Genomic DNA, 16,736 nt, shown 5'->3' with positions numbered 1-16,736 from the left:
CCGGCGTTGCGGTACTTGCTGGCAAACGCCCCTTCCACCGCCGAGTCGATGTCGGCGTCGTCGAACACGATGAAGGGCGCGTTGCCGCCCAGTTCCAGCGACAGTTTTTTCACCGTGGGCGCGCACTGCGCCATGAGGATGCGGCCGACCTCGGTGGAGCCGGTGAAGCTGAGGTGGCGCACCACGTCGCTGGCGCACAGCACCTTGCCCACGGCAATGGAGTTGGCGCTGTCGGCGGTGATGACGTTGAGCACCCCCGCCGGAATGCCGGCACGCAGGGCCAGCTCGGCGGCGGCCAGGGCGGTGAGCGGCGTCAGTTCGGCCGGCTTGATGACCACCGGACAACCGGCGGCCAGCGCGGGCGCGACCTTGCGGGTGATCATGGCCAGGGGGAAGTTCCATGGCGTGATGGCCGCGCACACCCCGATGGGCTGCTTGAGCACCAGCAGGCGGCGGTTGTTGTCGAAGGGGGGCAGGGTTTCGCCGTTGACGCGCTTGGCCTCTTCGGCGAACCATTCCACGAAGCTGGCGCCGTAGGCCACTTCGCCCTTGGCTTCGGGCAGGGGCTTGCCCTGCTCGGCGGTCATCAGGCGGCCCAGGTCGTCCTGGTTGGCCATCAGCAGGTCGTACCACTTGCGCAGGATGGCGCTGCGCTCCTTGGCAGTCTTGTTCTTCCAGGCGCCCCATGCAGCGTTGGCGGCGGCAATGGCGGCTTCGGCCTCGGCCGGGCCCAGGTTGGCCACGTCGGCCAGGTGCTGGCCGGTGGCGGGGTCGTGCACCGCAAAGCGGCTGGCGCCGGCCACCCACTGGCCGTTGATCAGCGCGTCGGTTTTCAGCAGCGTCGGGTCTTTGAGCAGGGCGAGGGGGGTGGCCTTCATGTCCATGGTCGTCTCAATGGGGTGGTCGGTCGGTGGCGGGGCGCGGTGTCGGCCCGCCGGTGGGGGCCCGTGTGGGGTGCGGGCGCCGCGTGGGCTGCGGCCACAGGGCCGGCACGTTCCATGATACGGCCAGCCGTGTCGGCCCGCCAGCGGCGGGTGTCGCCAGGGAATCAGCCGGTGGGCGGGTTGGTCCAGCCGGCCCGGTCCTGCCCCAGCACCGGTGGCGGCCGCTGGGCGGTCGGGCGCTGGCCGTCCATCAACACCGGGTGGGCCACCATGGGCGGGGTGGGGCCGTGCGGCCCGTTGTGCCGGGGCAGCACCATACCGCGTGCGGCCACCTGGGGGTGTTCCAGCACCTGGGCCACGTCCAGAATGGGCGAGCAGGGCACGGCGGCGCGGTCCAGCAGGGCCACCCAGTCGGCGGTGTCGCGCGTCAGCGTCCAGCCGGTGATCAGCGGCACCAGCGTCTGCCGGTGCTCCACCCGGGCCGGGTTGGTGGAAAAACGTGCGTCCCGGGCCACGGCCGGGTGGCCGGCGGCCTCGCAAAAGCGGGTGAACTGGCCGTCGTTGCCCACGGCCAGCACCATGTGCCCGTCGCGGGTGGGGAACACCTGGTAGGGCACGATGTTGGGGTGGGCATTGCCCATGCGGGTGGGCCGCGTCTGCCCAATCAGTTGGTTGCTGGCCTGGTTGGCCAGCATGGCCACCTGTACGTCGAAAAGCGAGGCGTCCAGCACCCGGCCCCTGCCGGTGCGTTGGCGCTCGTGCAGCGCTGCCAAAATGGCGGTGGCCGCGTACACGCCGGTCATCAGGTCGGTCACGGCCACGCCCACCTTCTGCGGTTCCTCGCCTTTGTTGCCGGTGATGCTCATCAGCCCGGCTTCGGCCTGGATGGCAAAGTCGTAACCCGCCTTGTGCGACAGCGGGCCGGTTTGCCCGTAGCCGGTGATGGAGCAGTAGATCAGCCCCGGGTTGATGGCCTGCAGGTTGGGCGCGTCCAGCCCGTACTTGGCCAGTTGCCCCACCTTGTAGTTCTCGATCAGCACGTCGGCCTCGCGGGCCAGTTCGCGCACCTGCTGGATGCCTTCGGGGCTGGCGATGTCGATGGTCACCGAGCGCTTGCCCCGGTTGGCGCACAGAAAGTAGGCCGCCACCCGCTCGGAGCCTTCGCCCCACCACGGTGGGCCCCAGGCGCGGGTGTCGTCGCCGCTGCCGGGGCGCTCTACCTTGATCACGTCGGCGCCGTAGTCGGCCAGAATCTGCCCGGCCCAGGGGCCGGCCAGCACGCGCGACAGGTCCAGTACCTTCACGCCCGCCAGCGGGCGGGGCAGCTCGGGCGCAGCGGCATGGGGGTTCAGCGGGGGCAGGGCCATGGGCAGCCTGTGCTCAGTTGCTGAACGCGGCAATGCCGGTGATGGCGCGGCCCAGAATCAGCGCGTGCACGTCGTGCGTGCCCTCGTAGGTGTTCACCACCTCCAGGTTCACCAGGTGGCGCGCCACGCCGTACTCGTCGCTGATGCCGTTGCCGCCCATCATGTCGCGGGCGGTGCGGGCAATGTCCAGCGCCTTGCCGCAGCTGTTGCGTTTGAGGATGGAGGTCACCTCCACCGGCGCATGGCCCGCGTCTTTCATGCGGCCCAGCGCCAGGCAGCCTTGCAGGCCCAGGCTGATCTCGGTCAGCATGTCGGCCAGCTTTTTCTGGATGAGCTGGTTCGCCGCCAGCGGGCGGCCGAACTGCTGGCGGTCCAGCACGTATTGGCGGGCGCGGAAGTAGCAGTCCTCTGCCGCGCCCAGCGCGCCCCAGGCAATGCCGTAGCGTGCGCTGTTCAAGCAGGTGAAGGGGCCTTTGAGGCCGCGCACCTCGGGGAAGGCGTTTTCTTCGGGGCAGAACACTTCGTCCATCACAATTTCCCCGGTGATGCTGGCGCGCAGGCCCACCTTGCCGTGGATGGCCGGGGCGCTCAGGCCCTTCCAGCCTTTTTCCAGGATGAAGCCGCGAATCTGGCCTTCGTCGTCCTTGGCCCAGACCACGAACACGTCGGCAATCGGGCTGTTGGTGATCCACATCTTGGCGCCGCTCAAGCTGTAGCCGCCCGGCACCTTGCGGGCGCGGGTGATCATGCTGCCCGGGTCGCTGCCGTGGTTGGGTTCGGTCAGGCCAAAGCAGCCCACCCATTCGCCGGTGGCCAGCTTGGGCAGGTATTTCTGCTTTTGCGCTTCGGTGCCAAATTCGTTGATGGGCACCATCACCAGCGAGCTTTGCACGCTCATCATGCTGCGGTAGCCGCTGTCCACGCGCTCCACCTCGCGCGCCACCAGGCCGTAGCACACGTAATTCAGGCCGGCGCCGCCGTATTGTTCGGGAATGGTCGGGCCCAGCAGACCCAGTTCGCCCATTTCGTTGAAGATGGCGCGGTCGGTGCTTTCGTGGCGGAAGGCCAATTGCACCCGTGGCAGCAGGCGTTCCTGGCAATAGGCGTGCGCCGCGTCGCGCACCTGGCGTTCGTCGTCGGTCAACTGGCTGTCGAGCTGGAAAGGGTCGGACCAGGAAAAGCGGGCAGAAGCGGCCATGGTGGTGTGTGTAGAGCGTGGTTGAAAGTGCCGCCATCGTAGGCCCTGCGCGGCCCGCCCGCAAACGAAAAATTTTGGGCCAGATATGAGCATTTGTGCGAAATGCCGTGTAGGCTGGGCGTGCCATGCGACGCAAACTGCCCTCCACCCAAGCCCTGAACTGCTTTGAAGCCGCTGCCCGGCACCAAAGCTTCACCCGTGCCGCGCAGGAATTGAACCTGACGCAAGGCGCCGTGTCGCGCCAGGTGGCGGTGCTGGAAGACTTTTTGGGCGTGCCCCTGTTCCGCCGCACTCAGCACGGCATGGTGCTGACGCCCGCCGGCACCGACTACGCCCGCCACGTGCGCCAGCGTCTGGACGCGCTGGAACGCGACGCGGTGGAGCTGATGGGCCGGCGCGGGCAGGGCGACAGCCTGACCCTGGCCGCCGTGCCCACCTTCGCCACCCGCTGGCTGATTCCGCGCCTGCACGGTCTGGCTGTTGAACAGCCCGAATTGCTGGTGCATTTCGAGACGCGCACCCGCCCCTTCTTGTTCACCGACACCGGCATTGACGCCGCCATTTGGGCCGGCACGCCGCAACAACTGCAGCAATGGGCCGGCACCCAGGCCACCCATTTGATGGACGAAGACGTGCTGCCCGTGTGCAGCCCGCGCCTGCTGGCCGGTGGGGCAGAGGTGCCGCCCGACGCCCTGGCCCACATGCCCCTGTTGCAACAAGCCACCCGGCCCGAGGCGTGGCGCCAGTGGTTCGACGCGCAAGGCGTGGACGCGCCCCGCGCCATGGCCGGGCCAAGGTATGAGCTTTTTTCGATGCAGGCCGCCGCCGCCATCAGCGGCCTGGGCGTGGCGCTGATGCCCACCCTGCTGGTGCAGGACGAATTGGCCAGCGGCGCGCTGGTGGTGGCGTGCGCGCGGCCCTTGAAAGCGCAACGGGCTTATTACTTGGTGCAGCCGCAGGTGGCCGAACGGCCCGCGTTGGCGGTGTTCAGGGAATGGGTGTTGCGGCAGAGCCAAGCCGCGCCGGGTGTTGCGTTATAGTGGTGTCAGAAAAATCAAATGCCCGGCCTGCGTGCGCGGAGATAGGGTAAAGCCGTTGGGGACTGGGGCAATTGCTCCGGGTTTTGCACACAAGACGAGGTGTGCTATTGGCTTGGCATACGAGGGAGGATGCTTTGATATATGCCGATCTTTTAAATGGGTATACGCTGCATACGACGTATACTGGACGTTAGGCCTCATCAAGAAAAGCCAACGAATTTCTGATAAGTCACACAAGCGGCATTATGTTAAAGATTCCCGAAGTATTTACTCCAAGAAGTTCAACGGTAAACCTGAAAACGTATGTTCCTCGCCTAGATTTGGAGCGAGCGCTGATTCGATCCATCCGAGGGAGCATGCATAGCCTGCTCTTTGGAGAGAGTGGCAATGGAAAGTCTTGGATGTACAAAAAGGTGTTGGAGCAAAACCTAATACCCTATCGCGTAGCTAACTGTGCAAACGCATCCAGACTCAAATCACTGACATCTGAAATTGTTGGTGCACTTATCCCTTCGGGGACGGCACAGAAAACCGGCTTTACTGAGAATAAAGAGGCATCCATTAAGGCGATTGTTGCCGAAGGAAAGTTTACGCACCAAGGCCAATACAAGCTGCAACTAGAAGAGCCGTTGGAGGATGCATTTGCCAAAATCAGGCGCCATATAGGTGATGGTCCCCTAGTTGTTGTGCTTGACAACCTTGAATCAATTTTCAACAACTCCACACTAATGGACGAGCTTGCAGATATCATAATTCTGCTTGATGATCACAGGTACGCCAAATATGGAATTAAATTCATAATTGTTGGCGTGCCAAACGGTGTGCTTGAGTACTTTGCAAAGACCAAAAACCTTGAATCGGTATCAAATCGACTTGAAGAGTTGCCGAAGGTGACTGGCCTAACATTGCCAATGGTAAAGACACTTGCAAAAACTGGCTTTAATGAACTCCTCAAAGCCAACATATTGCCTGAAGGAATCGACAGCATTGCCGGCCATTGTCACCATATAACTATGGGAGTTGCCCAGAGAGTTCAAGAGTATTTTGAGAAGTTGGCGTATCAAATCGAAGACAATCGAGGCGTTTTCCAATTCGAACTACTTCAAAAGGCTGACAAAGATTGGCTTAGGCTAGGTATGCGCCAAGGCTACACCGTCGTCGAGTCTCACCTGAATAGCAAAAGAACCTCAATTGCGAGACGAAATCAAGTCATATATTGCATCGGAAAAATAAAATCCCACCAAATTGACTCAGGAGTGATTACGGAGCAATTAAAGGAAGAGTTCTCGGAAACAATATCGGAAACCAATATGGGGATTGGTAGCATTCTCGCGGAGCTCGCCAGCGGAGATTCGCCACTTCTTAAGAAAAATCCAAAAACAAACGAGTATCGTGTCGTTGATCCTAGGTACATAATGTGTATTCGCATTATGCTCCGCAAAGATCCCGTCACAGGCGTTGTAGAAAAGCTGTCTTTTGCTTCGTAGAAAAATATGATGCCTAACTGGGCGTTGCAGGGGACGCTTCGTCTATCGGCGGCGCGTCCCTGAACTTGGGCGTCAGGCTACAGGTGGCAAATAAAGTATCGCAAAAAAAAGGTTGTGCGACACTAAAAACAACAAAGGCCCTCGCGGGCCTTTGTCATTTACGTCTTCGGGGCTTCCGAAGCCTCAACCCTTCGCCGCCTTCAACGCCTCACCCATGATGGCCAGCCCTTCGTCCAGCAGTGCATAGCTGGCGGTGATAGGCACCAGTATGCGAATGACGTTGGCGTACACGCCGCACGACAGCAGCACCAGGCCACGCTTGAGCGCCTCGGCGCAGACGCGCTTGGTCAAATCAGCCGCAGGCTTGTCGTGGTCGCCGCCTTCAAACAGCTCGATGGCGATCATGGAGCCCAGGCCGCGCACGTCCTGAATTTCCACGTTGTGTTGCGCCAGGGCGCGCAGGCCGGCCTTCAGGCGTTCGCCCACGGCGTTGGAGCGGTCCAGCAGTTGCTCTTCTTCAAACACGTCCAGCACGGCCAGCGCGGCGGCGCAGGCCAGGGGGCTGCCGGCGTAGGTGCCGCCCAGGCCGCCGGGCAGGGGCTTGTCCATCAGCTCGGCCTTGCCGATCACGGCCGACAGCGGGAAGCCGCCCGCCATGCTCTTGGCCATGGTGATGAGGTCGGGTGCCACGCCCCACTGTTCGCAGGCCAGCCAGGTGCCGGTGCGGCCGGCGCCGGTCTGCACTTCGTCGGCAATCAGCACAATGCCGTGCTCGTCGCACAGCGCGCGCAGGGCTTGCGCGAATTCGGGCGGGGCCACGTAGAAGCCGCCTTCGCCTTGCACCGGCTCCAGAATGATGGCGGCCACGCGCTCGGCCTCCACGTCGTATTTGAAGATGTGTTCCACCGAACGCATGGCGTCGGCCACGCTCACGCCGTGCAGCGGGTTGGGGAATTCGGCGTGGTAAATCTCGGCCGGGAAGGGGCCAAAGCCCGCCTTGTACGGGGCCACTTTGCCGGTCAGCGCCATGCCCAGCAGCGTGCGGCCATGGAAGCCGCCACCAAAGGCGATGACGGCCTGGCGCTGGGTGGCGGCGCGGGCAATCTTGACAGCGTTTTCCACTGCCTCGGCACCGGTGGACAGGAAGTAGGCCTTCTTGGCGAAGTGGCCCGGCGCCTTGGCAATCAGGCGCTCGGCCAGTTCCACGTAGGGTTCGTAGGCCACCACCTGGAAGCAGGTGTGGTGGTACTGGTCCAGCTGGGCCTTCACGGCTTCCACGATCTTGGGGTGACGGTGGCCGGTGTTCAGCACCGCAATGCCACCGGCAAAGTCGATGTAGCGGCGGCCTTCCACGTCCCAAATCTCGGCGTTCTCGGCGCGCTCGGCAAACACCTCGTAGGTCTGGCCCAGGCCGGCGGGCAGGGCGGCGCGGCGGCGCGCCATCAGGGTGGCGTTGGTTTTGGCTTCGGTCAGGTTGGGGTCGCGGTGCATGGTCGTCTCCGGCAATGGCACCCACTGTAGCACCGCGAACGCGGCGGGTGTGGGGCCATTGGCGGCGGAGCCGCGGGGCCACTGGCCGGGTTCACACCGCCCAGGTGGAGCCGTGTTCCGGCGCCATGGCGTGCCAGTGCAGTTCGTTTTCGATGCGGCGGCGCAGGCAGTCCGACGCCTCCAGGTCGCCGTGCACCACAAAGGCGCGGTGTGGCTGGCCGGGAATGGCGCGCAGCCACTGCATGAGCTGGCCCGCGTCCGCGTGGGCCGAGGCCGATTGCAGTTGCGCCACCTCGGCCCGCACCGCCACGTCTTGCCCGTGGATGCGCAGGCTGGCGCCGCCGTCGGCCAGGGTGGCGCCGCGCGTGCCGGGCGCCTGGTAGCCGGTCAGCACCACCAGGTTGCGGTGGTCGCCCAGGTACTGCACCAGGTGGTGCAGCACGCGCCCGCCGGTGGCCATGCCGCTGGCGGCCAGTATCACCTTGGGGCCGTGGTGGGTGGCAATGGCTTTGGACTCGTCGGGCGTGCGCACCATCTGGGCCACGTGGGCCAGCGCGTTGCACTGCGCGGCGTTCAGCCGGTGTTCGCCCAGGTGGCGGGTGAAGGCTTCGGTGCTGTGGATGGCCATGGGGCTGTCCAGGTACACCGGCAGGGCGTGCGGCAAGCGGTGCTGGCGCTTGAGTTCGGCCACCGCGTGCAGCAGGGCCTGTGCCCGGCCCACCGCAAACACCGGCACCACCGCTGTGCCGCCACGCGCGGCCACTTTGTCCAGCAGCGGGGCCAGTTCGTCCACCAGGTTGTCCTTGGGGTGCAGGCGGTCGCCGTAGGTGGACTCGACGATCACGGCGTCGGCGCCCGGCGGCGGGTCGGGCGGCAGCATGATGAGGTCGTCCGGCCGGCCCAGGTCGCCGGAAAACAGCAGCTTTTTGCCCCCCACCTCCACCAGCAGCGACGACGCGCCCAGGATGTGCCCGGCCCCGTAAAAGCGCGCCTTCCAGCCACGGATGGGCTCGAACTCGCGCAGCGGTGGCACCGCGTGCAGGTGTTTGAGGCAGCGCTGGGCGTCGTCCACCGTGTACAGCGGCAGCGCCGGGCTGTGCTTGGAAAAGCCGTGCCGGTTGGCAAAGGCCGCGTCTTCTTCCTGAATGTGGCCGCTGTCGGGCAGCAGAATCTCGCACAGGTCGCGCGTACCCGGGGTGCACCAGGCCTTGCCTTTGAAGCCTTCCTTCACCAGCAGGGGGAAGTGGCCGCTGTGGTCCAGGTGCGCGTGGGTCAGAACCACGGCGCCCAGGTGGTGGGGCTCGAAGGGCAGGGGCACCCGGTTGCGCAGCCGCAGCGCCTTGTAGCCCTGGAACAGGCCGCAGTCCACCAGCAGGCGCTGGCCCTCGAACTGCACCAGGAACTTGGAGCCGGTCACGGTGCCGGCGCCGCCCAGAAAGGTGATGTTCACGCTCACGGCAGTCTCCTTTTGGGGCCATTGTGCCCCAGGGCCAGCAGGCCCCGCAGGGGGTATGCCCGTGGCGTGGTCGCCCAGGCGCGGTGCGAATAAAAGTGGCCTGGCCCGGGCATGGGGGTTTTTCTGTGCCCTAATGCCTGGATGGTCCGTATTCACACGCACATTCGGTTGTGCTACGACGTGGGTCTGCAAGGCGCAGACTTTGTGTTCAACCTCCAGGCCGCCCACACGGCGCAGCAGCGCGTGGTGCAGGAGCAGCTGAACCTGCAGCCGTTCTGGTACACGCAAGAAGCGGTGGACCCGGTGACCCACAACCGCCTGCTGCGGCTGAAGGCGCCGCCCGGCTGGCTGGCGGTGGACTACCGCTGCACGGTGGATGTGCAGCACCATGTGCAAGCCCCGGCCGACGTTCCCGAAATTCCGGTGGCGCAGTTGCCGGCCGCCGTGTTGCCTTACCTGTACCCCAGCCGCTACTGCCCGTCCGACGCCTTGGGCGCCACCGTGATGGGGCTGTTTGGCGGCCTGCCGCCCGGCTATGCCCGGGTCCAGGCGGTGCAGGCCTGGGTGCGCCAGCAGGTCAAGTTCACGCCCAACACCAGCCATTCGGGCACCTCGGCGCTGGATACCCTGCGCGACCGCGTGGGCGTGTGCCGCGACTTCGCCCACCTGTTCATCGCGCTGTGCCGGGCGCTGAACATTCCGGCGCGCTTCGTGACCGGCACCGACTACGGCGCCGACCCGGCCCTGGGCCCGCCCGACTTTCACGCCTACGTGGAGGTGTACCTGGGCCACCGCTGGTACCTGTTCGACCCGTCGGGCACGGCCATTCCCATGGGTTTCATCCGCATCGGCACCGGGCGTGACGCGGCCGATGTGGCTTTTGCCACCATTTTTGGGGCCATCCAGGCGGCGCTGCCGCCGGTGATCGAGGTGCGCGCCGAGGACGACCCGGCGCAGGGCTGGACGCCCCCGGTGCACCGCACCGAGGCGCTGTCCACCGCCGTCAGCTGAAGAAGGCCTTGGCCTTCTCGAACCAGCCCTTGTCGTTGGGGCTGTGCTTGTGGCCGCCCTTCTGGAACGACTCCTCCAGCTCGCGCAGCAGCTTGCGCTGGTGCTCGGTCAGCTTGACCGGGGTTTCCACCGCGATGTGGCAGTACAGGTCGCCCGGGTAGCTGGCCCGCACGCCCTTGATGCCGCGCCCGCGCAGGCGGAAGGTTTTGCCGTGCTGGGTGCCTTCGGGGATGTCGATGGTGGCTTTGCCGCCCAGCGTGGGCACGGCAATTTCGCCGCCCAGGGCTGCGGTGGTGATGCTGACCGGCACCTGGCAGTGCAGGTCGTCGCCGTCGCGCTCGAAGATGTCGTGCTTGCGGATGCGGATTTCGATGAACAGGTCGCCCGCCGGGCCGCCGTTGCGCCCGGGCTCGCCGTTGCCGGCCGAGCGGATGCGCATGCCGTCGTCGATGCCCGCGGGGATCTTGATCTCCAGCGTCTTGTGCTTTTTCAGCTTGCCCTGGCCGTTGCAGCTGGTGCAGGGCTCGGGAATGATCTTGCCGCTGCCGTGGCAATGCGGGCAGGTCTGCTGCACGCTGAAGAAGCCCTGGCGCATCTGCACCACGCCCTGGCCGTTGCAGCTGGGGCAGGTCTTGACGCTGGTGCCCGGCTTGGCGCCGCTGCCGTGGCAGGTGTCACAGTCTTCCCAGCTGGGGATGCGGATTTGCGCGTCCTTGCCGTGGGCGGCTTCTTCCAGGCTGATTTCCATGGCGTACGACAGGTCGTTGCCACGGTACACCTGCCGGCCGCGGCCACCGCCGCGCTGGCCCCCGAAAATGTCGCCAAAGATGTCGCCGAACGCCTCGGAGAAGCCGCCGAAGCCTTCGGCGCCACCGGGGCCGCCGCGCATGTTCGGGTCCACGCCGGCGTGGCCGTACTGGTCGTAGGCGGCGCGCTTTTGCGCGTCGCTCAGCATCTCGTAGGCCTCTTTGGCTTCCTTGAACTTCTCTTCGGCTTCCTTGGCCTTGTCCCCCTGGTTGCGGTCAGGGTGGAACTTCATCGCCAACTTGCGATACGCCTTTTTGATCTCGTCTTCGCTGGCGTTTTTGGCGACGCCCAGGATTTCGTAAAAGTCTCGTTTGGCCATTTCTCTACCAGTGTGCGGTTCGAGTGCAAACGCCGCGCCGGGTCACTGGGGTGACCGGACGCGGCGGTGGGGGGACACGCGGCGCCCCGGGTAACCCCCCGGGCGCCGCCAGGCTCGCATCAGTCGCGCTTGACTTCCTTGACCTCGGCGTCGACCACGTCGTCGTCGGCCGGGCGGCTGCCACCGGCCTGGGCCTGGGCGCCTTCGGCGGCACCGGCCGCGCCCGCGGCGGCCTGGCTGGCCTGCATGTCGGCGTACATTTTCTCACCCAGCTTCTGGCTGGCGGTCATCAGCTCGTTGGTCTTGGCTTCAATGGCTTCCTTGTCGTCGCCCTTGACGGCCTCTTCCACGTCCTTGATGGCGGCTTCGATTTTGTCCTTCTCGGCCGCGTCCAGCTTGTCGCCGTACTCGGTCAGGCTCTTGCGCACCGAGCTGACCAGCGAGTCCGCTTGGTTGCGGGCCTGCACCAGTTCCACCTTCTTGTGGTCTTCGGCGGCGTTCAGCTCGGCGTCCTTCACCATCTTCTGGATTTCCTCCTCGGTCAGGCCCGAGTTGGCTTTGATGGTGATCTTGTTTTCCTTGCCGGTGCCCTTGTCCTTGGCGCCCACGTGCAGGATGCCGTTGGCGTCGATGTCGAACGACACCTCGATTTGCGGGATGCCGCGCGGGGCCGGCGGGATGCCTTCGAGGTTGAACTCGCCCAGCAGCTTGTTGCCGGCGGCCATCTCGCGCTCGCCCTGGAACACCTTGATCGTCACGGCCGGCTGGTTGTCGTCGGCGGTGGAGAAGGTCTGCGCGAACTTGGTCGGGATGGTGGTGTTCTTGGTGATCATCTTGGTCATGACACCGCCCATGGTCTCGATGCCCAAGGACAGCGGGGTCACGTCCAGCAGCAGCACGTCGGTGCGATCACCGCCCAGCACCTGGCCCTGCACCGCGGCACCCACGGCCACGGCCTCGTCGGGGTTCACGTCCTTGCGCGGCTCCTTGCCGAAGAACTCTTTCACCTTTTCCTGCACCTTGGGCATGCGGCTCATGCCGCCGACCAGGATCACGTCGTCGATGTCGCTCACGCTCACACCCGCGTCCTTGATGGCGGTGCGGCAGGGAGCGATGGTGCGCTCGATCAGCTCGTCCACCAGGCTTTCCAGCTTGGCGCGGGTGAGCTTGATGTTCAGGTGCTTGGGGCCGGTCGCGTCGGCGGTGATGTAGGGCAGGTTGACGTCGGTCTGGGCGCTGTTGGACAGCTCGATCTTGGCCTTCTCGGCGGCTTCCTTCAGGCGCTGCAGGGCCAGCACGTCCTTGGTCAGGTCCACGCCCTGTTCTTTCTTGAACTCGGCAATGATGTAGTCGATGATGCGCTGGTCGAAGTCTTCGCCGCCCAGGAAGGTGTCGCCGTTGGTGGACAGCACCTCGAACTGCTTTTCGCCGTCCACGTCGGCGATTTCGATGATGGACACGTCGAAGGTGCCGCCGCCCAGGTCGTACACCGCGATTTTGCGGTCGCCCTTGCCGCCCTTGTCCAGGCCGAAGGCCAGGGCCGCGGCGGTGGGCTCGTTGATGATGCGCTTCACATCCAGACCGGCGATGCGGCCAGCGTCCTTGGTGGCCTGGCGCTGGGCGTCGTTGAAGTAGGCCGGCACGGTGATGACGGCTTCGGTCACGGGCTCGCCCAGGTAGTCCTCGGCGGTTTTCTTCATCTTGCGCAGCACTTCGGCGCTGATCTGCGGCGGGGCCAGCTTCTGGCCGCGCACCTCGATCCAGGCGTCGCCGTTGTCGGCCGCCACGATGGCGTAGGGCATCAGGTCGATGTCCTTCTGCACTTCCTTCTCGGTGAACTTGCGGCCGATCAGGCGCTTGGCAGCGTACACCGTGTTCTTGGGGTTGGTGACGGCCTGGCGCTTGGCGCTGGCGCCGACCAGAATTTCACCGTCTTCCTGGTACGCGATGATGGACGGGGTGGTGCGGGCGCCCTCGCTGTTCTCGATCACGCGCGTGGTGTTGCCTTCCATGATGGCCACGCACGAGTTGGTGGTGCCCAGGTCGATGCCGATGATCTTGCCCATGTGTTACTCCTGAAGATGCTTGAAATCTGAAAAAAGACTGAACTGCTGCGAAGGTGCGGTTGCCCGACGGGTTTTCAAGGGACGGCGCCGGTGAAAACCCGCGACCGGCGCCTTATTTGGGGGCGGTGACGGTGACCAGGGCCGGGCGCAGCACGCGCTCGCTGATGAGGTAACCCTTTTGCAGCACGCTGACCACGGTGTTGGGGGCCTGGTCGGCCGGCACCACGCTGATGGCCTGGTGTTGGTGGGGGTCGAACTTCTCGCCGGCGGCGGGCGCGATCGGCAGCACCTTGTTGCGCTGCAGCGCGCTTTGCAGCTGCTTGAGCGTGGCTTCGGCGCCTTCGCGCACCTGTTGCACGGTGGCTTCCTGGATGGCCAGGCCGGCTTCCAGGCTGTCGATCACCGGCAGCAGGCTTTCGGCAAAGCCTTCCACCGCAAACTTGCGCACCTTGCTGACCTCTTCTTCGGTGCGGCGGCGCATGTTCTCCACCTCGGCCTTGGCGCGCAGGTACTGTTCGGCCAGGTCGGCGTTCTGGGCCTTGAGCTGGGACAGTTCCTGGGTGGCGTCGGCCTGCTGGGCGGCCGTGGCCGATTCGGCTTCTTCGGGGCTCAGGGGGGCGTTCGCGTCGTGGCCGTGGGGCGGGGTGGGGGTCGAATGCGGGTCGTGGGACATGGCGCGTGGGGTCTGGCGGAATGCCGTGAAAGGTGAAACAAGCGGACATTTGGGGGCGCGTGTGCGCCTTTCAAGCCCGGCAGGCGAAAAATCTGCGGGGCAGGGTCGCCCCGCCGGGTCAGCGCTGCGGCTGGTACACCTTCCGCAGCAGCCGGATCAGGGTGAGGCGCTCGTCGTCGCTCAGGTGGGTGACCGATTCGGACTCCAGCGAGGCGACGATGGCCTGGGTTTCGGCGTGCAGGGCGTTGCCCGCGGGGGTGAGGAACAGGCCCTGGGCGCGGCGGTCGGTCGGGTGTTCGCGCTTTTCCAGCAGGCCGCGTTTTTCCAGCTGCTTGACCATGCCCACCAGGTTGGGGGGCAGGATGTCGAGCGCGCTGCACAGTTGGCGCGAGGTGATGCCGGGGTTGTGTGCCACCAGGGTGAGCACCGAAAAATCGACCACGCGCAGGTCGAACGGCCCCATGCGCTGCATGAAGGTGCCGATCACCGCCAGCGCCGCGCGGCGGGCGTTGTAGCCCACCAGCGATTCGAGGAAGGCGGTGTTGACCGGGGCGGGGGCCTCGCCGGCGTCGGCCCCGGGGGACGGGCGGGCAGGGCGGGCGCCGGGGCGGGCGGCAGACGGGTCGGGGCGTGCGTTCATCGGTGTGGAGGCATCGAGCTAGCCCCGCATGTTAGCGCGCCGCGCCCCGCCATTCTGGCGCCTGGCTGACGGCGCCCCGGTTTCAGCCGCGCAGGGCGGCGGCGACCATGCCCAGGCGCATGGCGTGTTCTGGCCAGACCCAGCGCTCGAACGCCGGGGCGCTGGCCGCGCCCGGTGCCCCCGAGGCGCTGGCCAGGCGCGCCTGGGCCCAGGCCATCAGGCTGAGGGTGACCACGCGCAGGAAGTCGCCGGCCACCGGGTACAGGGCCTGGGCTTGGGCCGGCTGGCCGTTGAACTGCGCCAGCAGGCCGCGCAGCGCGTCGAAGCCGGCGCAGGCGCGTTCGCTGGCGGGGCTGGGGCGCCCGGCCAGGTCGGCCTGCAGGGCGTCCAGCAGGGCGCGCAGGGCGGCGCCGCCGTCGGGCAGCACCTTGCGGAACAGCAGGTCCTGGGCCTGGATTTCGTTGGTGCCTTCGTAAATCATGGCCACGCGGGCATCGCGCACCACCTGTTCGATGCCCCATTCGCGCACGTAGCCGTGGCCGCCGAAGACCTGCAGGCAGTCGCTGGCGCCCAGGAAGGCCTGGTCCGTCCAGGCGGACTTGAGCACCGGCGTGGCCAGCGCGCACCACTGCTGGGCCTGCTGGCGCCGGGCGGCGTCGGGGTGGTGTTTGGCCACGTCCAGCTCGATGGCGGTCTGGTAGGCCAGCACGCGGCCGGCGTCCACCCAGGCGCGCTGGGTGTCGAGCAGGCGCTGCACGGCGGGGTGTTCGATGATGAAGTCGGCCGCCTCGGCCGGGTTCTGCCGCACCGGGGCGCGCATCTGGCGGCGGTCGCGGGCGTAGGCGTCGGCCTTTTGCCAGGCCGCGTCGAGCAGGCCCACGCCCTGCAGCGCGACGTGCAGGCGCGCGGCGTTCATCATCAGGAACATGGCGTTGAGGCCCTTGCCCACCTCGCCCACGAGCCAGCCGGTGGCCTCGTCGAAGCGCATGACGCAGGTGGGGCTGCCGTGCAGGCCCATTTTTTCTTCGATGCGCTCGCACACGGCGGCGCTGCGGCGGCCGTCTTCGTAGAACTTGGGCACCAGGAACAGCGACAGGCCTTTGGGGCCGGGCGGGCTGTCGGGCAGGCGTGCCAGCACCAGGTGGACGATGTTGTCGGTCAGGTCGTGCTCGCCGCCGCTGATGAAGATTTTGGTGCCGCTGATTTGGTAGCTGCCGTCGGCCTGCGGCACGGCCTTGGTGCGGGCCAGCCCGAGGTCGGAGCCGGCGTGGGGTTCGGTCAGGCACATGGTGGCGAGCCATTCGCCGGTGGCCACTTTTTCCAGGTAGCGGGCTTGCAGTTCGGGGCTGGCGTGGTGCTTGATGCAGTCGTAGGCGCCGTGCAGCAGGCCGGGGGCCATGGTCCAGCCGTGGTTGGCGGCGCTGAGCCATTCGTACAGCACCATTTCCAGCACGGTGGGCAGGCCCTGGCCGCCATCGGCCGGGTTGCCCGACAGGGCCGGCCAGCCGGCCTGCCAGAAGGCCTGGTAGGCGTCGCGGAAGCCCGGGGGCATGGTCACCGCGCCGTCTTTCCACTGGGCGCCGATCTCGTCGCCGTCGCGGTTGAGCGGGGCCACCACCTCGCCCACGAACTTGCCGGCCTCTTCGAGCACCTGGCGCATCAGGTCGGGGTCGGCGTTGTCGGCCAGGGCGGGCAGCTCGGCCAGTGTGGCCGGGGCCTGCAGCACGTCGAACAGGATGAAGCCGATGTCTTCGGCACGGGGCTGGTAGTGGTTCATGGGTCGGAGGCGGTGCGGGTGGGGGTCAGCTGCAAAGGGCCTTGATGTCCTCGGGCACGGGGATGGCCTTGATGCGGTCCGGGTCATCGGGGTGCTTGACGCAGAAGGCGCGGGTTTCCAGGCCTTCGCACAGCACGGTGTCGCCGCGCATGACCACGTGTTTCTGGATCACCACCTTGTCGCGCCATTCGACGATGCTGGTGTGCACCTGCAGGCGTTCGCCGTAGGTGGCCGGGCGCATGAACTTGGTGTGGATTTCCAGCAGCGGGGTGCCGATGATGCCGCGCGTCTTGACCAGTTCGCGCCAGGGCGGCACGCCGCACTTGACGAAGAAGTTCAGGGAGGACGCGTCCATCCACTTGCTGAAGTTGGGGAAGAAGACGATGCCGGCGGGGTCGCAGTCGCCGAACATCACGTCCACTTCGTACACAACGGTTTTGGCCATACACAAATCTTTCGGTGTTGTTTCAGGGATGCCGTGGAACCGGCTTGGCCGGGCCACTGGCATCGCCCCCTGGAG

14 protein-coding genes are annotated in these 16,736 nt (G+C 66.0%); 3 read left to right on the top strand and 11 right to left on the bottom strand.

Annotation, left to right across the window (positions count from 1 at the left end):
* From HA630_RS11190 to HA630_RS11180, 3 genes are all read right to left on the bottom strand, one after another.
* Positions 1 to 884 (bottom strand): aldehyde dehydrogenase family protein (locus HA630_RS11190; RefSeq protein ID WP_166834805.1); only part of this gene is annotated, 884 nt, incomplete at its 3' end.
* A 164-nt stretch (positions 885 to 1,048) separates the two neighbouring features.
* Positions 1,049 to 2,251, bottom strand: coding sequence for a CaiB/BaiF CoA-transferase family protein (locus tag HA630_RS11185; RefSeq protein ID WP_208300065.1), 1,203 nt, complete (start codon positions 2,249 to 2,251; stop codon positions 1,049 to 1,051).
* A 13-nt stretch (positions 2,252 to 2,264) separates the two neighbouring features.
* Positions 2,265 to 3,449: an acyl-CoA dehydrogenase gene (locus tag HA630_RS11180; RefSeq protein ID WP_166834803.1), complete on the bottom strand. Its 1,185-nt coding sequence runs from the start codon at positions 3,447 to 3,449 to the stop codon at positions 2,265 to 2,267.
* A gap of 125 nt (positions 3,450 to 3,574) precedes the next feature.
* Between HA630_RS11180 and HA630_RS11175 the strand changes: the two genes are divergently transcribed.
* Both HA630_RS11175 and HA630_RS11170 read left to right on the top strand, forming a co-directional pair.
* Positions 3,575 to 4,489: a LysR substrate-binding domain-containing protein gene (locus HA630_RS11175; RefSeq protein ID WP_166834801.1), complete on the top strand. Its 915-nt coding sequence runs from the start codon at positions 3,575 to 3,577 to the stop codon at positions 4,487 to 4,489.
* 245 nt (positions 4,490 to 4,734) lie between these two features.
* Positions 4,735 to 5,976, top strand: coding sequence for an AAA family ATPase (locus tag HA630_RS11170; protein ID WP_166834799.1), 1,242 nt, complete (start codon positions 4,735 to 4,737; stop codon positions 5,974 to 5,976).
* A gap of 183 nt (positions 5,977 to 6,159) precedes the next feature.
* Here HA630_RS11170 and gabT read toward each other — a convergent pair whose 3' ends face one another.
* Complete coding sequence (gene gabT / locus HA630_RS11165) at positions 6,160 to 7,467, bottom strand: 4-aminobutyrate--2-oxoglutarate transaminase (protein WP_166834797.1); 1,308 nt, start codon at positions 7,465 to 7,467, stop codon at positions 6,160 to 6,162.
* A 91-nt stretch (positions 7,468 to 7,558) separates the two neighbouring features.
* Positions 7,559 to 8,923, bottom strand: a complete 1,365-nt coding sequence (locus HA630_RS11160) for an MBL fold metallo-hydrolase (RefSeq protein WP_166834795.1) — start codon at positions 8,921 to 8,923, stop codon at positions 7,559 to 7,561.
* 141 nt (positions 8,924 to 9,064) lie between these two features.
* Between HA630_RS11160 and HA630_RS11155 the strand changes: the two genes are divergently transcribed.
* A complete protein-coding gene (locus tag HA630_RS11155; protein WP_166834793.1) occupies positions 9,065 to 9,934 on the top strand; it encodes a transglutaminase family protein in 870 nt (289 codons plus the stop codon).
* On the opposite strand, the gene dnaJ is transcribed toward HA630_RS11155, so the two are convergent.
* The 6 genes from dnaJ to HA630_RS11125 form a co-directional block, all read right to left on the bottom strand.
* Entirely contained in the window at positions 9,927 to 11,060 is a 1,134-nt protein-coding gene (dnaJ, locus tag HA630_RS11150; RefSeq protein ID WP_166834791.1) for a molecular chaperone DnaJ, read from the bottom strand. The genes HA630_RS11155 and dnaJ overlap by 8 nt on opposite strands.
* 119 nt (positions 11,061 to 11,179) lie before the next feature.
* The gene (gene dnaK / locus HA630_RS11145; protein ID WP_166834789.1) at positions 11,180 to 13,126 is read right to left on the bottom strand and encodes a molecular chaperone DnaK; all 1,947 of its coding nucleotides are present in this window, start codon (positions 13,124 to 13,126) and stop codon (positions 11,180 to 11,182) included.
* Positions 13,127 to 13,238: 112 nt separating this feature from the next.
* Positions 13,239 to 13,799, bottom strand: coding sequence for a nucleotide exchange factor GrpE (grpE, locus tag HA630_RS11140; RefSeq protein ID WP_166834787.1), 561 nt, complete (start codon positions 13,797 to 13,799; stop codon positions 13,239 to 13,241).
* Positions 13,800 to 13,917: 118 nt separating this feature from the next.
* Positions 13,918 to 14,439, bottom strand: coding sequence for a MarR family winged helix-turn-helix transcriptional regulator (locus HA630_RS11135; RefSeq protein ID WP_166834785.1), 522 nt, complete (start codon positions 14,437 to 14,439; stop codon positions 13,918 to 13,920).
* Between the two features lie 82 nt (positions 14,440 to 14,521).
* On the bottom strand, positions 14,522 to 16,216 hold the full coding sequence (locus HA630_RS11130; protein WP_166834783.1) for an acyl-CoA dehydrogenase family protein: 1,695 nt from the start codon (positions 16,214 to 16,216) through the stop codon (positions 14,522 to 14,524).
* Between the two features lie 25 nt (positions 16,217 to 16,241).
* Positions 16,242 to 16,661 carry a thioesterase family protein gene (locus tag HA630_RS11125; RefSeq protein ID WP_166834781.1) on the bottom strand — a complete coding sequence of 140 codons (420 nt, stop codon included), beginning with the start codon at positions 16,659 to 16,661 and terminating at the stop codon, positions 16,242 to 16,244.
* Between the last annotated feature and the right edge of the window lie 75 nt (positions 16,662 to 16,736).

The organism is Aquabacterium sp. A08, from assembly GCF_011742065.1.
The sequence above is the reverse complement of the archived record's forward strand: the minus strand, read 5'-3'. Positions and strand labels throughout refer to the sequence as shown.